The sequence below is a fragment of the Kitasatospora cystarginea genome (genome assembly GCF_039533515.1).
Taxonomy (GTDB): Bacteria; Actinomycetota; Actinomycetes; order Streptomycetales; family Streptomycetaceae; genus Kitasatospora; species Kitasatospora cystarginea.
In genome coordinates this window covers 80948-102569 of record NZ_BAAATR010000029.1, presented here as the reverse complement: position 1 = coordinate 102569, position 21622 = coordinate 80948, and the positions used below count along the sequence as shown (strand labels likewise).

Below are 21622 nucleotides of genomic sequence, written 5' to 3'. Positions count from 1 at the left end.
CGGCAGCACGTCGAGACGGAGCATCCTCATGCGCGATCCCGCACCACCTCGGCAACTCCCGCCCGCACAGCGCGAGCTCATGGTCGAGCTGGCCGACCTGCTGCAGGTCGACGAGCTGTTCGTCTATGGCGGTGCCGCTCTGGACCTGCTCGCCGATGCACAGCTGCCCAGCCACGACGTTGACGTGGCGGTCGTCGGACTCGCCCAGGCCGAGCGGTGCCGACGCCGGCTCCTCGCGCACGCGGAGGTCGGGGCAGTCTCCGCTCCGCGCGACTACTGGATCAGGCTCAGCCAGCCGGTCGTGATGTTCGACGTCGAGTGGCGCGGACGGGTGCTGGACCTCAACTTCGTCGACACCATCGACGGCATCGGTCACTTCGATATCGAGTGCGTCCGCTGGCACCATCCCTCCGCCACCTACACCGACCCGCACGGTGTCCTCGCCTGTCTTCCGGTACGGGACGCGGCGCTGGTCAGCGGAATCGAGGGCGAGAACCCACTTCTCCTGCTCAACCGGGCCATCAAGCTCGCCGCCAAGTACGGCATCAGCCTGGAGGGCTCGGGCAACCTGGCCTCGGCCATCCCCGAGCTCACCCGGTCCGCACGGCAGTGGGCGAGCGCGGATGACTTCCACGGCCGACAAGCCGTGCACGCCCACACCCGGGCGCTGGCCGCGGCCACGCAGCGCGCCGGCGACCCCGCACGCTTCCTCGAGCAGTGCCTGCGAGCCGGAGTCATCGACTGCCGGCACCCTGCCCTGGCCGAAGCGCTCCACCGGCACGAAGGAGCCATCCGCCGACTGGCCGAAACCCGCTCATACGACGACTTCTGGGCCGAGGCCGAGGACCTCGGCCAGCACCGAGCAGTGCACCACGTCACCCACTCTGGAGGTACCTCGTGACCCGGTACGGCTTCGTCATCCCCACCTACAACGAGGCCGAGTACATCGGCCGCACGATCGAGAGCATCGCCAACCAGCAGGACGAGCAAGGCCGGCCCGTCTCGCGGGATCAGTACGAGATCGTCATCGCCGACGCACCCAGCGATGACGGCACTGCTGAAGTCGTGGCCGCCACCGCCGAGAAGTTCCCCGGACTGCGCTGCACGGTGGTCACCGATCAGTCCCGCTCCATGGTCATCCAGCGCAACACCGGGATCGACTACCTCCTGGGCCAACCGACGCCCGCGCAGTACATCGTCAGTGGCGACGCCGACACGATCTTCCCGCCCACCTGGCTGGCCACTGTTGAGAAGGAGACCAAGCAAGGGGCAGCCGTGGTCTCCACGGCCGGCTTCTTCGAGGCGGAGTTCTGGCGCCGCTGCCCGGCCCTCACCCGGCGCTACATCGAGCACGTCGGAACCGTCTTCTTCCCGCAGAGCATCGTCGACAGCCACGTCCGCGACGACGACCGGCCGCTGTTCACCGAGCAGGTCTTCCGCGACTTCGGCCGTCCCGTCTCCGACTGCGCCTTCGTGATGGAGGCCCAGATCTACCGACAGCTCGGCGGGTTCCGGCCCGAGTACTACGACGAGGCAGGGACTCACGAAATTCCGGCTGTGGGCTGGCCGTTCATGTTCCGCGCCGATTTCGCCGGGATCGATATCGCTTATGTCCAGAACCCCGAGTACGAGACCAGTGCACGGCGTATGCTCCACGAGCCGGAGGCCCTGTTCAGCGGAAGCTGCTACACCGGCGAGATCGAGAACTACCGTTCCGAGAAAGACGATCAGCACGCGGTACTCGACCACTTCGCCGACCGGCTCGACATGGCGCCCTTGCGCCGGTACGTGGTGAAGAACTACCTGCTCCAGCAGTGCATTACCCGGCCCGAGCGAGTGAACCGCAACGCCGCCTACTTCGGAGACGTCGCGACCGAGCTCTCCGAGCAGATCGCAGCCTGGCGAGCGGACCACCCGCAGGCGGTGACGCGCGAGATCTTCGCCTTCGCCGACGCGCTGACCGACCGGTACCTCGACCCGATCCTGGAATGCGCCGCTGAGCGGGCACTCGCCTGAGTGCCCGCTCAGCGGGACGGCTGCGGCCGTGTGGATCACCCGCGCCACACGGCCCGGTCGAAGACGGCCTTGCGCTCGGCGAGCAGGGCGACGGCGGCCTCCATGTGCTCGCGGCCGATCAGCGGGCTGGTGGGGTAGAACTTCAGGCCCGAGATCGGTACGCCGCTGGCGGTGGTGACGTAGCGGCTGCTGAACGAGTAGACGACGCCGCCCGCGTTGCGGTCCATCCGGGTCTTCTGGTCCCACTCGAAGAAGGCCCGCAGGTAGGAGTTGCCGTCCCGCACGGCATCGGCCATCTCCGCCGACGGGTCGAGGATTTCGTGCCGCCAGTCGGCTGCGGCTCGGTCGGGCCGGTGGAGGCGGACCATCGTCTGGTAGCCGAGTGCGTGCGGGTTGAGCACCGTCATTCCGTCCTGCCTGTCGACGGCGGCGCGGAAGAGGAAGGCCGCGTCGATCAGGCGGGTCAGTATGGTGCCGTAGCCCTGGTGGCCGAGGCTGTGCAGGCTCGCGAGCGCCGCGATGGCCTTGCCGCCGGCCCGGGATGTCTCCAGGGTGTAGTCGACCGGGGAGACGGCACTGAAGTCCTGTGCGAGCTGGTGGAGTTCGGCACCGGATGGGCCGCCCTTTCGCAGGACTGCGCAGTCGATGCGGTCGTTGAACTGAACGAAGCTGCAGTCGATGGGGCACACACCGACGCCCTTGTGGAAGTCGACGCCCCAGGAGTCGGCGAACCGAAGACCGTGGATGCGCCGTCGCTGCTCGCGCAGGGCCGCAACAGTGGCCGAGTCCGGCTCCGGCTCTCCCAGGGCTTCGTCGGTGAGCATCAGCCAGGCCCAGCCGACCACGGAGTCCACGTGGAGGTGGGGACGGTAGGGCAGGCCGTACTCCGCGACGAGGCGGTCCCGCAGGCCGGCCATCGCGGCGATGTCGTCGATGGCGTGGTCGTAGGTGGTGCCGCCGTTGACGATGATGGTCGCTATCTGGTGTCCGGCGTCGAGTTCGGCCCGCAGCAGGGCCTCGACCTGGTCCATGTCGGTGCGGCGGTCCTCGCCGGCGGGCAGGACGACGAGCTGTTCGGTGCCGAGTCCGAGCCAGTCCGCCGCAGTGGCGTGCGAGAAGTGGGCGTCCTCGGTGATGACCACGCGAGCGCTACTCGGCACGCCGGTGCGAGCCGAGTCCGGGAATGCCTTCCGTAACCCGGACTTGATGCCGTACGCCATCGTGCCGGTGCCGCCGAAGGTGAACAGTCCGTACGCCCGCTGAGGGTCGATGCCCGTGAGGTCCGCGAGGATGCTGCTGACGGCGGCTTCGGCCGCGACTGCGTTGCCGGCGAGGCCGTCGTTGATCAGGTAAACGTTCACGTCGAGGGAGACCGCGTACATCGCGGCGGCCACCACGTTGACAGCCGCGCCGAGGTTGTACTGGAGCTCCGGACAGCGCCAGTTGACGGCTCCGGCGAGGAAGTCACCGGTCATCTCCTCGACGAGCTGGAGCGGGTCGGCGGCCCCGGTAACGGGAAGCTGTCCGTAGCGCTTGAGGAGGTCGTCCTGGCTCTGGTGGAGACCGCGTGGGCTCGGGACCCGGGGCAGGTCCACCTCCGGCATCAGCTGGTCGAGAGTTCCGAACGCGCGACCGCAGAGGTCGAGGAACGGGCTGTCCCGGTAGCGGGCGGGGAACAACGAGCGTGGGTCGGTGGATCGGTTCAGGGCATGCATCAGCCAGGGCTCCTGTCCGTGAGTGGATGGATGTTCCGATCGGTGGTGCTTGTTGCTCAGTCCGCAGTGGCGACCTTTTTCCTGGCCCACAGTCGTCGGCCGTGCAGCATGACCGCCGGGCAGTACCCACGGCCTCGGCTCAGTAGGGGCAACTGGATGATGTGGTGCGCTGCCAGCACCGTGCGGACACCGGCGCCGCAAAGTTCGAGTTCGTAGACGCCGCCCTCGTCCAAGGTCCGTGCGAGGACGGTGAGTGCTTCGGGGTCGCGGAGCCACGCGCGAAGCTCGTCGCCCGCGTTGTCGGGGAGCGTCTGGCTGACGCCAGCCGCGACTCGCCGCAGGAGCTGGTGGGTGGCCTTGACCGTCGGTAACACTCCCCAGTCGAGGACCTTGGTCTGCTTGATGCCGTTCACGTGCACGTGCGACGTGCAGCGGTAGAGCACTGCTCGGCGGAGCAGACCGAGCGGTCCCGGCGGTACGTTGCCCGGGTCTCGGGTCGCCGTCACGTGGACTCCTCCGCTCCCAACGCGGGCGCCGCCAGGCCGAGCCGGAAGCCGACCTGCTTCCCGCCGTCACGCGACTCGGATACGAGCTCGTCCGCCATCGCGGCCAAGAGGAACAGCCCCCGGCCGCCGATCCCGTCGTCGGTGGGCTCGCGGACCACGGGCAGGGCGGCGTTGCGGTCCGTGACACCGACGAAAATTCCGCTCGCTGTCTCGGACATCATCAGCTCGCAGCCGCCACCTGCGTGGTTGTAGACGTTGGTGAGTAGCTCGGTGACACCGAGCTCGGCGACGAAGCTCAACTCGTCCTTGTTCCAGAGCCGCAGATGGGCGCGGACGATCTCACGCACCGGCTCCATATGCTCCGGCAGCACAACGGGCAGCGCCAGCTGGCACCACCCACCGCCGTCCGACCTGTGGGGTCGGAGCGGACAGCTCGGCTCACCTTCTCGGGTCCATCGGATCGGAGAGCCGAGTGACGGCACATCAGTTGCAGTGCTTTCGGCTCTCATGGGTGAGCACTCCTCAAGCGGCGCAGATCACTTCGGGCAACCAGGTAACCGCCGATGCGTAGTCAGGAGTACTGTCAACAGGGGTGTCGAAGGGTGTCACTTCCGCTACCGATCGTGCTGGGGGCCATGGCGATGAAACCGGCGAACACCAAACTCGAGCGACTTCTGGAGCAGTCCGGCATGAGCCGGGGCGAACTGAGCAGGCGAGTTCGTGCGAAGGCGAAGGAGTGGGGCCAGCCACACATCGCGCCGGACACGACGAGCGTCCGACGCTGGCTGGGAGGCGAGATCCCGCGCCAACCTGTGCCAGACATCCTGGCCGACATCTTCTCCGCCGAGTTCGGCTACCGGGTCACCACGTACGATCTCGGCCTCGCCGACGCCCCGTCCGCCGACCGCTCACTGGTGTACAACTCCTCCTACGCGGCTACCGTGGAGGCCGTCACCAACTTGGGGAGAGCTGACGTGGACCGTCGCAAGTTCCTGTCCCTAGCACCGTTCGCCGCCGTCGCCGGCGTCGGGCCCTCTCGTGACTGGCTCTTGAACACCCTGGAGCAGAGCCCGACCCCCGGCCCACAGGTGCGGCTGGAAGACGTGACGGCGGTCCGAAACATGTTCGGCGCCTTCCAGCAGATGGACATCTTCCAGGGCGGCGGCTCTGGCCGGCTCGCACTGGCCGAGTACATGAACGCCCACGTCTACCCGCTCCTCCGGCGCACCTACACGGAGACGGTTCGGCGCGCGCTGTGCGAGGCCGCCGCCGAACAGACCTATCTGCTCGGCTGGATGGCCTACGACAACGGTGAGCACGGCACCGCGCAGCGCTACCTGATCCAGTCCCTCCGCCTCGCCGAAGAGTCGCGCAATCCCGCGCTCGGCGCCCACGTGCTGGCGGGCATGGCTGACCAGGCCACGCTCCTCGGTCACCCGGAGGAAGGCCGCCGCCTCGCCCAGGCGGGCCGCGCTGGACTCTCCGGGGTATCGTCGCCGGCCTGCCTCGCCGATCTGTGGGCGCTGGAAGCCCGCGCCCTCGCCAAGCTCGGCGACAAGGTTGGAGCGGCCCAGGCCGTCAGCCGCTCCGAGAACGCCTTCGAGCAGGTTCGGCCGGACCAGGAGTCCGAGTGGGCCAAGTTCATCGACGCCGCCTACCTGCACGGCGAGCACGCCAACACCTTCCGCGACCTCGGCAAGCCTGACCACGCGGCCGAGCACGCACGTCTCTCCATCGACCACGCCCGCCAGCAGAAGCGAGCGCGGCGCGGCGCGATGTCCCAGGCCGCACTCGCGGTCTCCCACCTCCAGGGCAACGACCTCGAAGCCGCCCATGCGGCAGGCGTGCGCACGCTCTCGCTCGCCAAGCAGGTACAGTCCTCCCGCTGTGTCGAAGCCGTCCAGGATCTCCAGCGACGCATGGAGCCCTTCGGCCGTCACCGTCTCGTGGTGGACTTCGCGGAGCGGGCGCGGGAACTTACCGCCGCTGCCTGACATGCCGACGAATGTGCCGACCACGCCAGTAATCCGCAGCAACGTCCCCGGCTCCTTCGCCTGGGGCGTCTTCCACGAACGTCACCCCAAGCTCATCCAGCAGGTCCTCGACGCGCTGCCGTACGGTCCAGCCGAGCGGGCGGCCGTCGAGCGGCTGCTCACCGAGAGCACCACGGGGGTGCTGGAGCCTCTGGGAGCGGAAGCGCTGGATGCCGCCCAGTGGCTGGAGTGGGGCGAGGGCCTGTGGGGCAAGCCGTGGGGCGAGGCACCGTTCTTGTGGGCGGAGAGCTATTTCTATCGCCGACTGCTCGACGCGATCGGTTACTTCCGGTCCGGCGCGTGGCAGGGCGTCGACCCGTTCGCGCCCTTCAAGAGCGCGGAGCTGGCTGGCGCGGCGGTGGACGACGAGCTGGCCGCGCTGAGCAAGCTCGACGGCCTGCCCGAGACACGACGGGCGGAGGCGCTTCTGTCGTCCGCGCTGTGGGGCAACCGCGCGGACCTCGGCTTCCAAATCACTGCGGAGACCGGGGGGACGGACGCGTCCGACCTGGTCACCGACGATAGCGAGCTGCTCTGGGCCGAGCTGGTGCGGGCAGAGGGCGGGCGCGTCTGTATCGTCGCCGACAACGCCGGCCGGGAACTCCTGCCGGACCTCGTGCTGATCGATCACCTCCTGGCCAGCGGCCTGGCGGCACAGGTCGTCCTGTACGTGAAGCCGCAGCCGTACTACGTGTCCGACGCAACGATGGCCGACGTCCTCGCCGCCGTCGAACGCCTCCGCACCGCGCCCACGGAGGCCGCCAAGGCGGTCGGCGAGCGGCTGTGGCACGCGTTGAACATCGGCGTTCTCGTGGTCCGGACGCACCCGTTCTTCTGCGCGCCGCTGCCGTTCCACGACATGCCCACCGACCTTCGGGCCGAGTTCACCGGCGCGGCGATGACGATCCTCAAGGGCGACCTCAACTACCGCCGACTGGTCGGCGACCAGCTCTGGGCGCCGACCACCTCGTTCACCGAGACGGCGGGCCACTTCCCCTCGCCCGTCGCGGCACTGCGGACGCTGAAGTCGGACGTGATCGTCGGTGTCGACGCCGCCACCGTCGCCAGGCTCGACAGCACCGGGACGCCGTGGCGCACCGACGGCCGCCACGCCGTCATCCAGGTCCACCCCCGCGCGTAGCCGCAACACCGGCCCGGTGTCCCCGCCGACTCTGTACCTCCGAGGCTCACCCAGCGATCTGCAGGGGCCTGTACGGTCTTGGCTGGACACGCCCATCTGCAGCACGGTCTTCGCGGCGCATCGCGTGCCGGAGGCGTGGAGAGCGGCGCGGAGCAGGCACGAGCCCGTTAGCCGAGGTAGGTGTACCGGAGGAGCCCGTCGAACCTGAGTCCTCGGTACATGTCCTCGAAGGATGCCCATTCCCGCTCGTCTCCGGTATCGCTTCGGGCGGCGGTGACGTCGGCGGTTTCCAGGTCGTGTTCGCGCCATTCGTGGGCGCAACGGCATCGGACGAAGACGAGGTCGGGTTGGACGTGGATCAGCAGCCAGTCGCGGGCGGCGTGGCAGGCCGCACAGGTGATGATGATGCCGCGTGGGTTCAGGGGTGCGGGGTGGGGAACGGCGAGCACGGCGGTGCGGGCGGGTTCGGGGGCGGGGTTGTAGAAGTCGTGGTCGTAGTCGGTCATACAGTCCTTTCGCGTCGGCTGCGGGATCACAATGACCATATGGCGCACTGCCGTTGAATGGATCACCACCGCCGGAATAGACATCGAAACGACACCCATATTGGTGGCTGCCGCCCCGGGTGGTGGGGGCGGCAGCTGTGTGGGTGTGTCGGCTACCGGCGGTCCGTGGCCTGCACTTCGGCTACAGCCTGGCGGGCGAGGTCGGCCAGGCGGGGGTGGTCGCGCAACCGGTCGTCGACCAGGGTGGTGACGGCGTCTTCCCAAGAGAGGGACGGGCGGTCGGCGCGGAGCTGGGCCAGGTCGGCCGGGCCGATGCCGGTGATCCGGCCGGTGTCGAGGCCAGCGCACACCGTCTGGACGAGCCGGTCGATGGGGAACATGGCGTCGATCGCCTCGCCGAGGGCCGCGACGACACGGTGCTGCAGGCGCTGGTGGGCGGTGGACCACAGCTCGCCGTCGGGCGGTATCACCTTGCCGGTGGCATGGTGGCGGGCGAGTCCTTCCTCGATATAGGCGATGAGCTCGGGGGAGGAGAAGGCGTTGAGTTCCACGCGCTGGTAGTGCCACTTGATGGGCTCGCCCTTCGAGTCCCAGCCGAAGGGGGTGCCGGTGAACCAGTCGCGGGCGGCGTCGGACAAGCCGGGCACGATGCCGGCGGGCAGGGCGGCGTCGCGGGTGTCGGGCTCGGCCTCCAGGCCCTTGGCGATGGCGTCGTCCACGGTCAGGCCGAGGTCGATGACCTCCACGCGGTGGTCGGGCATGCGGGCGGTCTCCTCCCCGAGGGTGCGGGCGATGTTGTAGCCGTAGGGGTCGGCGTCGTGCAGGACGAAGATCTGCACGTCGCCGGGGGGCATGCTGGCGAGCAGGTCGCGGCACGCCTCGGTGCCGTAGCCCTCGTTGGTGATGACGGCCATGTCGTACGTCTCGGCGATGCCCGACTCGCGCACCGGGGGCCACAGGCCCGTCTTCTCGATGACGAGGATCTTGTTGTAGCTCCACTTCGGGGGGATGTACTCCCGGACCTCACGCGTGCCCAGGCGCACGTCCCGGATCCCGTCGGGGTCGTGGGGGTGGTGCAGGGTCCCGCGGGGCTCGCGGTAGAGGCCCTCGACGGGCCCGTTTTGCCGCTCCCAGTCGGGGATCAGATTCTGCTCGACGTACTGGGCGCTGAGCTTGGCCCCAACGGGCAAGAGCTTCAGCGCGAGCGGACGAATCTTGTAGAACAGGGTGTGGGAGGAGAACGGCAGGCCCTCGGCACCGCGGGCCTGCCCGATGGCCTCGCGCATGACCTCGAACACGGCGGCCTTCTTCGACACCTTCGGCGCGGCCTTGGCAGCGGCGTTGGCCTCGCGCATCGCCGCCCGCTCCTCGCGCCGCTGCGCGCTGTTCTTGGAGCGCTTGTCCTTGGCCAACGCACGGGTCGCCGTAGAGAGGGCCTTCGCGCAGGCGTCGGCGACCTCGGGCGGGACGACGAGCGCGGTCTTGCCCTTGTCGGTGAACTGCGGCACCGGGCAGACCAGATGCACGACCGCAGCCCGCCGCGACTGGTTGCCTGCCCAGGGGGCGGCATCGGTCAGCGACAGGAGCGTCAGCGCCCCGGTGGTGGTGAAGCCGTCGCCGGCCAGGCGGGTGGCGGCCAGCGGGTCCCCAAAGGTCGCCGAGTAGTTCACCGCGAAGCACACGTCACCAGGATCCTTTGTCCGGGCGACCGTCACCTCGATGCTCCACGGGATCCCCGCTGCATCCGTCAGTTGCTTGCGCACGAACCAGGTCTCCTCCACGCCGAACGCCTGGTCCAGGACGCGGGTGTAGTGGTCGCGGTGCACCTGACCAAGGTAGGCGGGCGTGGGCGGCTTGCTGTGCTCCTTCATGGCAGCCAGCAGCACCGCGACCTGCTCCCGCCTCTCCTCGAACCCGGACAGGTGCGTGATCCCGGGCACCCGCTCGGCAACCTTCTTCGCTTTGGCCGAGCCGGTCAGACCCGCGAACATGTTGGTGAACGCCCGCACCGTCAGATCCGCACCACCCTGCTGGTGCTCGCGGATGTGGGCGAACACCAGCTTCGCCATCGCCACCTCGTCGTAGTGGTGCGCGCTGGTCGGGTCGGTGGGCAGCGGCTTGCGCCACCCCGGCTGTGCGGTGGGCTCGTAAATTCCGGCCCCCGCCGCGCGGCCGGTCTGACCGTGGTCAACGAAGCGCGCGTGCGGGTTGACGAGGGCGAACTTTTGCAGCCAGCCCGCCGCCTTCTCCGCCGTGACCAGGGCGGCCGGCAGCGGCACGGTCACCGACGTACCGATGGTGCGGCTGGAGGGAGTCTGGGTGTGGCGGATGGCGACCTCGCCCAAAGGGTCGGCGGACACGCCGATCTCGTGCCGCACCCCCAGCGCCTCCACCACCACCGGCTCGGTGACACCGAGCGCGTAGGGGATGCCGAGCAGGGTCTTGAACGCGTTGCCCTGCATTCCGCGGGTCGGCGAGCGCAGGGTCGCCTTGTCGGAGACGTTGCGGGTGAAGTCCAGGATCCGCTCGACCACCTTGCCCGGAATGCCGGGGCCGTTGTCCGTCACGCACACCCGCGCCACACGATCGGCCCACGTCACCGCGAGGCCGATCTCCGGGCCAGGGCTCGCGGTCTCCGCCGCGTCGAGGGCGTTGTCGAGCAGCTCCTTGATCACGACGTCGCCGAACCTCCCCCGGGGCTGTCCGGTCTGGGACTGCAGGGCCTGCCCATCCAAGAACTCCGCGCTGCGGGACGTCGAGAACACGGTGCGCTGCACGACCGGGGTCGAACTCAAGAAGCTGTCTCCAGATGCTGGTGAGGATGTGCGGGTTACCCCCGCCGCTTGGGCGGCGGGCGGCGAGGGGAGGAAGAGCCTGCGGGCCTCGTAGCTGCCGGGCAGGGTCGGTTTGGCGGGCGGGTGTGGGATTGTGCCGACACCCGCCCACCGGGGCTGGTCACCGCGTGCGGCGCACCGTGTCGGGTGCGGGCGGCGCGGGCGGCCGGGGCGGCTGGGCGGCTGTTCCGGCCGGTGTGGTCGTGCGGCCGGTGGCGCTCCTGGAGCGGGCCGCGCTGGTGCGGCGGTCTTCCGCAGTGGCCTTCGGCACCGGGGCCGGGAGGCGACTGTTGCGGCGGACGCGCCAGGTGAGCACGGCTGCTGGCGAGTCGGCGCTGGCCAACTCGCGTTGCCCGGCGGCCTGGGTGAGCAGGGCCTGCGGGTCGTGGCCTGCCTGTTCGGCTTCGGCCAGGGTGGCGGCCAGTGCCGCCCAGCCGTCCTCGGCGAGCACCCGGGCGGCCTGGTCTGCGGGCAGCGCCTGCAGGAGCGCCGCCTCCTGCCGGTCGCGGACCGGCTCCGGGAGCTGGCGGCCTCGGGTGTCGAGCAGGGCGAGCGGGCGTCCGGCGTGCCGGCCGTAGACGGTGCGCAGGTGCGTGGCCGCGGCGTGCGCGGCCTCGGCCTGCCGCTGGTGGCCTTGCACGGCATGCCACTTGGCAATGACGATCGCCAGCAGCACCAGGCTGGCCAGGACCGTGGCGGCAGCCGTGCCCTCCTCACCGCTGCCGTCGGCGGGGCCGCCGTAGAGGAGTTCCCGGGCGGCTGAGCGCATCGCGCGCATCTCTCCTCGGGCGGCGCGGGTGCGGGCGACGGCGGTGTACTCCAGGGCCCGGGCAGCATGGTTGATCTCCTTCCTGGAAAGGACCGGGCTGGTGAGCGCGAGGGTGTCGAGCACCTCGATCGTGCCGCTGACCACTGCGGCGACCTGCCCTGTGCGGGGGTCGTCGTCGATGGTGGCGGCGGCGCGGTCGGTGGTGGTGCTGGCCCGGTACCGGACCGTGGCCGAGCGCCCCTGGTCACCCGGGCGGCCGGGTGCGGGTTCGTCGGCGCCGACGGCGAACCGCTCGTGGATCTTGGGCAGGGTCAGGTCGGCGGCCAGCTTGCTGCCGGAGAACCACACCTCCTTGCCCACCTGGCCATCGTCCAGAGTGAATGTGCAGCCGGACGGGTCACCGGAGGGCTTGCGGCGGATCTCGAACCGGATGCCCTGCTCGGCGAGGCGGGCGTGGAACTCCTCCTCGCCGGCCGCACCGGCGAGTGCGCGGCGGACCCCGACGCGCAGCCGGTCGCGGTCGGTCTCCTCCCGGCCCAGGCGCTGGGCCTTGCGCAGTTCGGCGCCCTTGGCGCGCTTGGGGATGGCGTTGCGGTACTCGCGGGTGCGGGTGTCGGACAGGTCCTTGAGCCCGTACTCCCGCTCGATCTTGGTGAGTTCGTCCTCGACCTTGTACTGGTCCTCCCAGAGGTCGGCCTGGATCAGGTCGGCGCGCACCAGCGTGGCCAGGATGTGGATGTGGTTGTCGCCGTGGTGCACCGCGATCCACCGGCACCCGTCCGGATCACCCTCCGGCGCGATGCCGGCGGCGGCCACGACCCGGTGGGCGATCGCCTCCCACTCCTCGTCGCTCAGGGTCCGGTCGGTGTCAGCGGCGCGCACGATGCGGTGGTAGACGTGCTTGTCGAACTCCCGCTTGGCCCGGTACCGCACGACGTGCAGGTCCAGGGCGTCGCGCAGCTGACGTAGCGTCGCCTCGGGATCGCGGCCCGGATCCGGCGCGAAGCCGTCCCAGGAGGCGACGATGTGCGGATCGGTGTGCTCGTTTGCCCTGCCCGGCCCGTACAGGTACACCAGCGCTCCCAGCGTGTTGGCGCCGCGCTTCGGCTTGCTGATCACCGCCCGGCGCCCTTTGCCAGGCGCATCCCGGCGCGGTCGATGTCCGCCACCGCCGCCCGGACCTGCCTGGCCAGCTCCGTGGCGGCGGTCAACACGCCGCTGACCGGACCGGGCTCCTGAGGAACGCCCATGTTGCCCAGGCGTGCGATCTGGTTGACGTTGCGGCCGATGCCCGCCAGCTGCGGGCGCACCGCCACGAGCTCCTCGATCGCAGCGTCCAGCTGCTCGTCACGGGACTCGGCGACGGCGCCGTCGTCGGCCAGGGCCTTGCGGGCGATGTACGCGGAGACCGAGACGCCCCGCTCACTGGCACGCTCACGCAGCAGCACGGCCTCGTCCTCGTTGAACCGGACCGTGACCTTCGCGTTCTTCAGGTTCTCGGCATCACGCTCACGGCGCTTGGGGTGTCGACGCTTCGCGGCGATCTCGGCAGCGCGCAGCAGACGAGGAGCAGCAGTAGCGGACTGCGCGCTGGCAGCGGCAGCGGGCAGCGGTGCGGTGGTGGGCTTCTCCTCCCCCAGTGCCGCGCCCTCGCGGTGCTGGGCCGGTGCTGCCGCGCGCGGCAGTACCGGCCGGCCCACGCCCCCCTGGGCGTGGGCCACCGGCTGCGACCGTCCGTAGGACGGGCGCAGCCACTCGCTTGCTCCGCCTGAGGCAGAGGGGTGGTCAACTCCGTTGCAGTCCATGGAGCTTACAGCCTTCTGAGGTTGGCCGGTCGAGGCGTGGCGGGTGTCAGTCAGGGCGTGCTCCTGGTTCGGCTGATGCGGGGAAGTGAGTGTTGGGGAGTACAGGCGTGGGTCTGCCCCGACGACGGGCGGGGTACGAGGTGATCGGCTCCGGCGGCTCCGGGCGAGAACCCGGGACTGGTGCGGGTGCCTCACCGGTCCCGGTCCCGGTGAGGCTCCCGCAGTGCACGGATCAGGCGTGCGGGTCGTGGGGGGCGTCGCGTTCGGCGCGCAGGATGTTGGCTACCTCGGTGACCCGGTCCTCGGACACGGTCAGATTCCGTGCACGGATCGCCGACCTGACCACATCTCGGGTCAGACGGCCCGAAGCGGTCCACGCTTCGCGGCCGATGGCGACCAATTCCTCGGTCGGAGCGCCCGGCGGACGGCCCGCCGACCTGGCACCCTCGGACTGACCGAATTGACCGGAAGCCCACTGACCTGCGACTTCACCCGCAGTACCGTCCACGGTGTCATCGGCGCGGGCGTGGTCCCCGCTGCCCGGATCGGCCTCGGGACCACCGGTCAACTCCTCGGACGCGGCGTGGACCGGCGGCACGTCGAAGGTGCCGATCGGCAGTTGGTCCGTCAGCCACCGGGGCTCGGCTTGGTCCCTGACGCGGGTGTGGTCGGCTGCCGTCCCGTCGGCCGGACCACTGACCGCTGTGCCCGCGGGCCGGTGCACGGAATGGTCTGCAGTGCCCTCGCATGCTTCCTCCGAGGCGGTGGCGTGCGGGACGCGGTCCAGGCCGGCGACCAGGCCTGCCATGCTCTCCGGACCGTCGAGGGTGTCCGACTCCTCAACGGACCGGTGCAGCTCGCCACTCGTGGCAGGCACCGTGGTGAGGCTGTGGCGGGCGATGAGGATGTAGAGGTGGACGGCGCCGGCCAGGGCGAGCGGGGCGAGCATCGACAGCAGGCCCACCACCCGGTCGTCCAGGCGGAGGTGACTGCCCGGCTGGGGCATCTCGTTGAGGCGGACAGCGTGCAGTCGGTTCGCCCAGAGGCTGGCGCCGGTTGCTCCGATGAAAAGCAGCCAGGCATAAGCCCGTGCGGTCCACACTGCCTCGCGCAGGACGAGCAGGGCGCGCACGCCGTAGGCGATGAAGCCGTCGACGACCATGGGGAAGAGGTAGGTGAGCGGGCCGCGTACGTGGATCGCGGCGGCCATCTGCTGCAGGGCGTCGTAGGACAGCGTGAAGCCGAGCGTGCCGAATACGCCGACCGCGAGCCGGTCCCACACGGTGGCCCGCGTGCGCTCCGGGAGGCGGGCAGGGGTTATCGAGGCGGAGGTCAAGAGGTGTGCTCCTGGGGCAGGCCGCTAGCGAGCAGGGCGGGGCGGCGGGTACGTCGACGGGCCACCCGGCGCGTCAGCTGGGCGTGTTGGTGAGGTGCGGCGGGATGAGGGGTGGTCAGGCCGGGCTGGCGGCCAGATGCGCGGTGCCGGTGCGCAGGGCGGCGCGGACCAGGGCGATGCCGCGTGCGGTGGCGGCTTCGCCGCCGCCGACGGCGACCGGGCGCGGCGCCAGGCCTGCGCAGGCGCGGCAGATCCCCTCGCGCGGCACGGGGTCGGCGCAGGTCGGGCACTCGCTCCAGCGCGGCACCGGCGCGGATACGGCGGCGACGGGCTGCGGGGGTGGCGGGAGCTTGCGGACCAGCCGGTCGCGCAGAAGTGCTATCGGGGAGTGCACATGGGCGGGAAGGCCCGGCAGGACGGCACGCGCGAGGTCGTGCTCGCTGTGCCCCTGCTCCAGCCACCGGGCGACCAGCGGCGCGAGTTCCAGCGCCTCCACCGCGCCAACCCGCAGGCGTGGTTCGGGCCGCAGGACGCGGAACAACGTGGCAACGCTCTCCCGCACCGACGGGTCGAGCGGCACCGGCGCGTCCGCGACGGGCGTGACCTCGTCGCCAACGTGCTGGCCGACAGCGTCGGTGGAGGTGGTGGAGTCGCCGCAGGCGTCCCTCCCGCCCTCCCCCTCGGGTGCGTCGCCGCTGCGCGGCTGCACACTCGACGGTGGCTCGGGGAGGGAGGGTTCTTTCTCCCGGTCCTTTACGGGGTTGGCGCCAGCCGCATCGGCTGCTGCACCACCGGAGCCCGGAACGAGGTGACCCGGAGAAACCGGCTGCGGGGTGTCGTAGACGTGGGCGACGCTGACGAACGTGCCGTCCGGCTGGCGGACCCGCTCCACCCGGTAGTAGCCGGCCTGGGCCAGCTCCCGCAGCGCCTTGGACACAGCGGTGCGGCCCTGGGGGCTGGTGTCGGCCATCCGCCGGCCGTCCTCGCGCCAGCCGTCCGGGCGCGACAGCAGGTCGACCAGCAGACCGCGGGCGGTGTAGGACAGACTGCGGTCCTGCAGCAGGGCGTTGGGCAGGGTAATGAAGCCGCGCTCGTGGCGGCTGCGATGGACCCGCATCAGGAGTGGACGCTCCCCTCGCCGATCAGCGCCGAAGTTCCGCACAGACCGTGCAGCTGCCGCCCGAACGTCAGTCCGGACACAACCAGGCCACGGTCGTCCGCACGAGCGGCGCGACGGAACGCCGGGATGCCCGGCGGGGGTGCAACGGGCGGGTGAAAGCCCGTACTGTTGAGCACAGCGACTCCTCACTCGGCGGCGCCGGGCGGCTACCCGGCTCCACCGTGGTCGACACGTCCAGGGATGGGCTGTTACGAGGATCTGCGTCGGGCCCCCGGTGTTCGTAGCACCTGGGGCCCTTGCCTTTGCCGGGGTTCTCTCGGCCGGGGTGGCTGGCCACCGGCATTGATCACCCCTTTCGCGATGCGCGCACTCCGCGCCCGGGACAGGCGGCAACCCACCCAGGCGCGATGCACAGCGAGTTGCTTGCATCTCGTTATGCATGACGATATGCTCCCCGCGAAGACATTGCAAGTCACATCGAGCCAATGCAAGGAGGATAGATGGCTGCCGCCGGAGGGCCCGAGTCCAAGGGCGCCCGACTGGCCGGCGAGGAGAACGCCGCCCAGCGCCTGCGGATGGAGCGCGAGAGCCGAGGCTGGAGCACAGCCGAGGTCGCCCGCCGCATGACCGAGGCCGGCTGCCCCATCAACCAGTCCTCCGTCTGGCGCATCGAGAGCGGCGAGCCGCCCCGGCGCATCAACCTGGACGAGGCCATCGGCTTCGCCAAGATCTTCGACATCACCCTCGCCGAGCTCGTCGGCCCGTCCGGCGGCGCCGTGAGCGCGAAGATGCTCCACCTGTTCGAGATCTTCCAGGAGGCCGCCAACCGCGCCCAGGACGCCCTCGACGCGATGGACACCGCCGAGAGCGCCCTCTACGCCTACGCCGACCAGCACCAGGAGGCGTACGAGGCCATCGACGAGTACACCGTCAGCCTCAGCATCGCCCGCCAGGAAGGCCGCCTTCCGCCCCAAAAGAGCGAGCGCCGTCACTGGTAGCCCACCAGCCAGACCGGAAGCCTCACGCGGACAGCGAACACCTCCGCGAACGGCTTGGTCCGGCCGGACCTGGACGCTAATCTCCACACCCCGGCGGACCGGTCAAGCCAACCGGCACCGCCACCAGTCCCCCTACCAACCCCACGCCACCGGCCTCGGCGCTACGAACGCCGAGCCCCACGGCCCGACCACAACCGCATAGCAAGCCCCATCCCTGGACCCGTCGACCAAGACGGCGCATAGCCGAAAGCGCCGCCGAGAGGACTTCCCATGTGCCGACACCACGTGTGTCCCAACCGCCACGAGCCCGTCTCCCGGACCGATTTGGCGGTTCTTCTCCAGCTGTCTCCGCCGAGCCCCAACGCTCCTCTGCCGCACGTCGGCTGACACAGCTTCCGCACCGACCACCGACTGTCTCGGCTGGTCAGGTTCCAGGCGCCCCGCCCTGCCAGCGGGTCGCCCCTTCACCGCTCCCGCTCTGGAGCCACCTCCCCAACCGCACATCACTGACACCGCAGCGCGGTGGCCGACCGCAGCCCGTCAGCCACCGCGCGAGGAGCCGCATGCCCGAGCAGTACCTCACCGTCGCCCAGGTCGCCGAGCGTCTGGGTACCAGCGACCGCTTCCCCCGCCGGCTCATCGCCGAGCGTCGGATCGCCTTCGTGAAGATCGGCACCCACGTCCGCATCTCCGAGAGCGCGCTCGCCGCCTATATCGAGGCCAGCACTGTCCCCGCCATCCGCTCGGCCCGCCTCGGCCGCTCGCGCTTCGGGAGGACCGCCTGATGGCGAACAACTCCGGCCGACGGCGCCGCTGGGGCTCCGTCCGCAAGCTCCCCTCCGGCCGCTTCCAGGCCCGCTACCCCGGCCCCGACGGCCTCCTGCGCAACGCCGAGGAGACCTTCGCCACCAAGGGCGACGCCGAGGCGTGGCTCGTCGAGACCGAGGCCGACATACGCCGCGAGGAGTGGCGCGACCCCAACGCGGGAGCCGTCAACTTCCTCCTCTACGCCACCGCCTGGATCGACGAGCGCGACCTCGCGCCCCTCACCGAGCAGCTCTACCGCCGCAACCTGCGCCTGCACCTGGCACCGGCCTTCGGCGAGCTGGACCTGAAGGAGATCACCGCACCCCAGGTGCGGGCCTGGCGCGCGGCACTGCGCAAGACCGGCAAGAAGACCACCGCCGCCAAGTGCTACCGCCAGCTCAAGTCCATCATGGAGACCGCCGTCGACGACGACCTCATCCGCCGCAACCCCTGCCGTGTCAAGGGCGGCGGCAAGGAGGACGCCGCCGAGCGTCCGCACGCGACGATCGAGCAGGTGCTCCAGCTCGCCGATCTGATGGGCCCCCGCTGGCAGCTCATGGTGTTCATCGCCGCGTTCATGGCCCTACGCCCCGAGGAGCAGGCCGAGCTCCGGCGCGGTGATGTCGACTTGGGCAAGAAGGTCGTGTGGGTGCGCCGCGCGGCACCCGAACTGACCACCGGCGAGCGGGCCCTGGGCGATCCGAAGTCCAAGGCCGGCAAGCGCGCCGTCGGAATCCCGTCGGAGATCGTCCCGGAGTTCGAGCACCACCTCGCCTGCTACGCGCAGGACGGGGACGACGGCCTGCTGTTCGTCGGCGAGCGCGGAGCCCCGTTCCGCCGATCGACCTTCGGCCGCAAGTGGCGCAAGGCCCGCGCGAAGATCGGCATGGACGACCTCCACTTCTACGACCTGCGCCACACCGGCAACGTCCTCGCCGCCAGTACCGGCGCCAGCCTCAAGGACCTCATGGCCCACATGGGCCACGCCTCCGTCCGCGCCGCGCTGATCTACCAGCACGCCACCGCCGAGCAACAGACCAAGATCTCCAACGGCATCAGCGCCGCCGTCGTCGACATCCGCACCCGCCGTCGCACTCCATCCGGGTCCACAGGGGAAGCCCGCGAGGCGTAGAGACCCCGATGGCGAAGGAGCTCGACCGGTTCCTATTGGCCGAGCTCCTTCGCGCATGCTGCCACCTGCCGCCGAGGCATCTCGGTCACCGGCTGACGGTTCACGCAACCGGGCGGCCGAGGTGAGACCGGCGGCGGCGAGGGTCGCGTAGTCGAGCTGAGCCTCTCGCCGGAGATAGGAGGACGCGCTCGAAAAGCTAAGCGCTTGTGCAAGATAGTGGTCGTCAACTAAAGTGCTCATGGTTGTGATGCGCTTCAATGCAAAGTGCTGATCCAAAGGAGCCCAGCGCGTGGACGTTCCTCTCTCGCCGTGGACCATCGACCTGTTCGGCGACCAGGCGCACGCAGTGCGCGCCGGCCTCGGCCAGGCTTTCCGCAATATGCAGGCCAACGCGCAGGCGGCCCAGGAACAGACGAATGCCCGGACGAACCACGCCTTCGGCTCCTCACGCTGGTCGGGGCAGTTCGAGCGAGTCTGGGACGAGCTGAAAGGCCTTCCAGGTGCCCAGCCCGTGAAGCCGCACGGCTTTGCGTTCGAGCTGATGCTGGTCGGACGAGGGCTGCTGTACCCATTCCTGTACTCGAAGACCAAGGCCGACGTCCGAGATGCCCGCATCCCCAGCGAGTCGATGCTCATCAGGGAACTCTTCGCGTTCGCCCCCGCCAGGACGACGAACGTGCAGGGAGTCTTCGACTTCGACATCCTCGACGTCACTGTCGAGCCCATTACGTTGCGCGGTGGCCTCACTAGCGTCCCGCCGGAGACGCGCCTGGTGCTGGTTCCTTTCGCCTGCAATACGTCCGAACTGCTTGAGGCGCACTGGGGAGTTGCGGCGCTCGGGGCGGAGCGGCGCCTCGACTGGGTGACCGGCCCTGAGGCCCTGCCGTTGCCGGACGCTGTCACCTTCCACGGCCAGCGCCTCACCTCAGTGCCGGCGCAGTCCGACCCCGCCGTTCTGGAGCACACCAGCTTTGACCAGGGCGCGAAGCCTACGCTTACGCTGTCGTCGCGTCCGAACGTTGATCGCAAGCGCGACGTGACACCCCTGACCGAAGCAGAACCGATGAAGCTGCAGGCCAACGAAGACGATGCGACGCACTAGGCAAGACCTTATTCCGGGACTGGAAGAACGTGGGGTAACCCCTCGTGCCGTCTGTGACGGCTTCGACCCGGCCCGGTTGACCCAGGCCCGCCGGCTGGCGGAGATGACCAAGAAGGACGTAGCCGAGCGGCTCGGCGTTACACCGGCCGCCGTCGGCCAGTACGAGACCGGCGTGTCCAGGCCAAGGCCCGACCTGATTCCCGGCCTCGCCGAGACCCTTGACGTGCCGCTCTCGTTCTTCCTTACCGGCAGGCCCAGCAACCGGCTGGATGCTTCGATGGCGCACTTCCGGAGCTTGCGCAGTACGCCGAAAGCACAGCGCGAGAGGGCTCTCGCATTTGCCGAGCAGGTCTGGGAGCTGACGTACGCGCTGGAACTGCGCGTCCAACTGCCTGTTGTAGACCTTCCGGGATTCGCCGGTGGGGAAGTACACCCTGGCGAGGAACTGCCAACGGAGCCCGCCGCTGCGGCACGTGAGCTCCGGCGACGCTGGAACCTGGGCGACGGGCCCGTCACACACCTGGTCCGGCGAATGGAGTCCCACGGCATCGTCGTTGTCCTGCCGCCCGCTGCAGACATTTCCGCCGCGACGGTCGATGCCTTCTCCTCCCGGGCAGCAAGGCCGCTCGCAGTCCTGACGCCCAACCGCGCCGACGACGTCTTCCGGCACCGCTTCACCGCAGCGCATGAACTCGGACACCTCGTTCTGCACGGTGATGCCACAGGCGACAGCCGCCAGGAGAAGGAAGCCGATGCCTTCGCAGCGGAATTCCTCACCCCACAGGCCAGCATCCTGCCACTGCTACCGCGCCGCATGGACCTCGCCCGACTGGCTGAACTCCGACGCACCTGGGGCGTCTCCATCCACTCGCTGATCTACCGCTGCCGTGAACTCGGACTTATCTCCGATGCCACGACCAGCCGCGCGTACCAGCGACTGCGCGCGCTGGACGGCCAGCCGGGCTTTACTGCCGAGCCTGTCAGCAGTTACTCCGGTGAACAGCCAGCTCTGCTACGTCAGGCGTTCGAACTGGCTGCGGAGGAGGATGGGCTGACAGTGGAGAAGCTGGCACGGGAGCTGGCATGGAAGCCAGCGCGCGTGAGCGAGCTGTTGGGAGTGACCGACCAGCGCCCAGTGCTGCGACTCGTGCGCTAGTCGCCGCCGATCCCCAACCAGTCGAGGCCCTGCGGGCGCAACGGTCGCAAGCCGCTGATGCCACCGAGTTTTGGCTCGAGGGAGCGCAGGACGAATAGCTGCCAGTCGGTCGCCTCGAGCCATCTCTTGTCCATCAGGTGCACAGACCAGTGCAGGAGAGCCGGCCACGTCCGGATGCGTTCCACGGGAATGGCGTAGGCCCAGGCGGGCGCGTCCTGGCAAGTGGTGTGCGTGGTGCGCCACTTGACTTCGGCGGGCAGGTTCGTCAAGTCCAGGACTTCGAACCCGCCCTCATCGACTTTGGACACGGGCATTTGTGCCTCATTGTGAGCGGCGTCCTGGTCGACCCAGACGGCGCCCTCCTCGTCCCCGATCAGCTGCAGGCACACGTCGCAGATTGCCTGAAGGTCTGGAGTGGGTCGATCGTCGCTCATAAGGGCTCCATCGAACTGCAGGGTGGTCGAACAGGCAGAAGCCGTTGCAGTGATCAGGTCTGACGGGCGGTGGAGCTGTCAGGACTGTCGTCGCCCAGCATGTGCTGGAACGTGGGGCAGTCCACTGCGTGCCACTCCCTCGCGAGAACCCCGTCACCGTCACGGATCATCTCAGCGTGCCAGGGCAACAGTCGTGGCACGGCCAGATCTCG

Annotated in this window: 19 protein-coding genes; 9 read left to right on the top strand and 10 right to left on the bottom strand. The window is 69.7% G+C overall.

Annotated elements, in window-relative coordinates; genetic code table 11:
• Positions 1 to 28 precede the first annotated feature (28 nt).
• Together ABD369_RS27480 and ABD369_RS27475 are read left to right on the top strand one after the other, a co-directional pair.
• Positions 29 to 901, top strand: a complete 873-nt coding sequence (locus tag ABD369_RS27480; protein ID WP_344639234.1) for a hypothetical protein — start codon at positions 29 to 31, stop codon at positions 899 to 901.
• Positions 898 to 2016: a glycosyltransferase family 2 protein gene (locus ABD369_RS27475; RefSeq protein ID WP_344639233.1), complete on the top strand. Its 1119-nt coding sequence runs from the start codon at positions 898 to 900 to the stop codon at positions 2014 to 2016. The genes ABD369_RS27480 and ABD369_RS27475 overlap by 4 nt, the downstream gene beginning before the upstream one ends.
• 35 nt (positions 2017 to 2051) lie before the next feature.
• Here ABD369_RS27475 and ABD369_RS27470 read toward each other — a convergent pair whose 3' ends face one another.
• Genes ABD369_RS27470 through ABD369_RS27460 form a run of 3 tightly spaced genes read right to left on the bottom strand, consistent with a single transcriptional unit; the run spans position 2052 to position 4593 of the window.
• Positions 2052 to 3731 (bottom strand): hypothetical protein, encoded by a 1680-nt coding sequence (locus ABD369_RS27470; RefSeq protein ID WP_344639232.1) that lies wholly within the window; start codon positions 3729 to 3731, stop codon positions 2052 to 2054.
• Positions 3732 to 3787: 56 nt separating this feature from the next.
• Positions 3788 to 4237 (bottom strand): hypothetical protein, encoded by a 450-nt coding sequence (locus tag ABD369_RS27465; RefSeq protein WP_344639231.1) that lies wholly within the window; start codon positions 4235 to 4237, stop codon positions 3788 to 3790.
• A complete protein-coding gene (locus ABD369_RS27460; protein WP_344639230.1) occupies positions 4234 to 4593 on the bottom strand; it encodes an ATP-binding protein in 360 nt (119 codons plus the stop codon). The genes ABD369_RS27465 and ABD369_RS27460 overlap by 4 nt, the downstream gene beginning before the upstream one ends.
• 279 nt (positions 4594 to 4872) lie before the next feature.
• Between ABD369_RS27460 and ABD369_RS27455 the strand changes: the two genes are divergently transcribed.
• Positions 4873 to 6231 (top strand): NsdA family TPR-like regulatory protein, encoded by a 1359-nt coding sequence (locus ABD369_RS27455; RefSeq protein ID WP_486327299.1) that lies wholly within the window; start codon positions 4873 to 4875, stop codon positions 6229 to 6231.
• A 1-nt stretch (position 6232) separates the two neighbouring features.
• The gene (locus ABD369_RS27450; protein ID WP_344639229.1) at positions 6233 to 7411 is read left to right on the top strand and encodes a damage-control phosphatase ARMT1 family protein; all 1179 of its coding nucleotides are present in this window, start codon (positions 6233 to 6235) and stop codon (positions 7409 to 7411) included.
• Between the two features lie 167 nt (positions 7412 to 7578).
• On the opposite strand, the gene ABD369_RS27445 is transcribed toward ABD369_RS27450, so the two are convergent.
• The 6 genes from ABD369_RS27445 to ABD369_RS27420 all read right to left on the bottom strand — a co-directional run bounded on the left by ABD369_RS27445 (position 7579) and on the right by ABD369_RS27420 (position 15778).
• Entirely contained in the window at positions 7579 to 7917 is a 339-nt protein-coding gene (locus ABD369_RS27445) for a hypothetical protein (protein WP_344639228.1), read from the bottom strand.
• A 152-nt stretch (positions 7918 to 8069) separates the two neighbouring features.
• The gene (locus ABD369_RS27440; RefSeq protein ID WP_344639227.1) at positions 8070 to 10712 is read right to left on the bottom strand and encodes an ATP-binding protein; all 2643 of its coding nucleotides are present in this window, start codon (positions 10710 to 10712) and stop codon (positions 8070 to 8072) included.
• A 160-nt stretch (positions 10713 to 10872) separates the two neighbouring features.
• Positions 10873 to 12639 carry a relaxase/mobilization nuclease domain-containing protein gene (locus ABD369_RS27435; protein WP_344639226.1) on the bottom strand — a complete coding sequence of 589 codons (1767 nt, stop codon included), beginning with the start codon at positions 12637 to 12639 and terminating at the stop codon, positions 10873 to 10875.
• Positions 12636 to 13241 (bottom strand): plasmid mobilization protein, encoded by a 606-nt coding sequence (locus ABD369_RS27430; RefSeq protein ID WP_344639225.1) that lies wholly within the window; start codon positions 13239 to 13241, stop codon positions 12636 to 12638. Before ABD369_RS27430 ends, ABD369_RS27435 begins: the two co-directional genes overlap by 4 nt.
• Before the next feature lie 316 nt (positions 13242 to 13557).
• Positions 13558 to 14661 carry a DUF2637 domain-containing protein gene (locus ABD369_RS27425; protein WP_344639224.1) on the bottom strand — a complete coding sequence of 368 codons (1104 nt, stop codon included), beginning with the start codon at positions 14659 to 14661 and terminating at the stop codon, positions 13558 to 13560.
• 115 nt (positions 14662 to 14776) lie between these two features.
• Positions 14777 to 15778, bottom strand: coding sequence for a hypothetical protein (locus tag ABD369_RS27420; protein WP_344639223.1), 1002 nt, complete (start codon positions 15776 to 15778; stop codon positions 14777 to 14779).
• A gap of 503 nt (positions 15779 to 16281) precedes the next feature.
• Between ABD369_RS27420 and ABD369_RS27415 the strand changes: the two genes are divergently transcribed.
• From ABD369_RS27415 to ABD369_RS27395, 5 genes are all read left to right on the top strand, one after another.
• On the top strand, positions 16282 to 16779 hold the full coding sequence (locus tag ABD369_RS27415; protein ID WP_344639222.1) for a helix-turn-helix domain-containing protein: 498 nt from the start codon (positions 16282 to 16284) through the stop codon (positions 16777 to 16779).
• A gap of 563 nt (positions 16780 to 17342) precedes the next feature.
• Positions 17343 to 17564: a helix-turn-helix domain-containing protein gene (locus tag ABD369_RS27410; protein WP_033346887.1), complete on the top strand. Its 222-nt coding sequence runs from the start codon at positions 17343 to 17345 to the stop codon at positions 17562 to 17564.
• Positions 17564 to 18718, top strand: coding sequence for a site-specific integrase (locus ABD369_RS27405; RefSeq protein ID WP_344639221.1), 1155 nt, complete (start codon positions 17564 to 17566; stop codon positions 18716 to 18718). Before ABD369_RS27410 ends, ABD369_RS27405 begins: the two co-directional genes overlap by 1 nt.
• Before the next feature lie 289 nt (positions 18719 to 19007).
• On the top strand, positions 19008 to 19820 hold the full coding sequence (locus ABD369_RS27400) for a hypothetical protein (protein ID WP_344639220.1): 813 nt from the start codon (positions 19008 to 19010) through the stop codon (positions 19818 to 19820).
• On the top strand, positions 19807 to 20976 hold the full coding sequence (locus ABD369_RS27395) for a helix-turn-helix domain-containing protein (RefSeq protein ID WP_078656192.1): 1170 nt from the start codon (positions 19807 to 19809) through the stop codon (positions 20974 to 20976). The genes ABD369_RS27400 and ABD369_RS27395 overlap by 14 nt, the downstream gene beginning before the upstream one ends.
• Here the strand turns inward: ABD369_RS27395 and ABD369_RS27390 are convergent.
• Positions 20973 to 21410 carry a hypothetical protein gene (locus ABD369_RS27390; protein WP_344639219.1) on the bottom strand — a complete coding sequence of 146 codons (438 nt, stop codon included), beginning with the start codon at positions 21408 to 21410 and terminating at the stop codon, positions 20973 to 20975. The genes ABD369_RS27395 and ABD369_RS27390 overlap by 4 nt on opposite strands.
• Between the last annotated feature and the right edge of the window lie 212 nt (positions 21411 to 21622).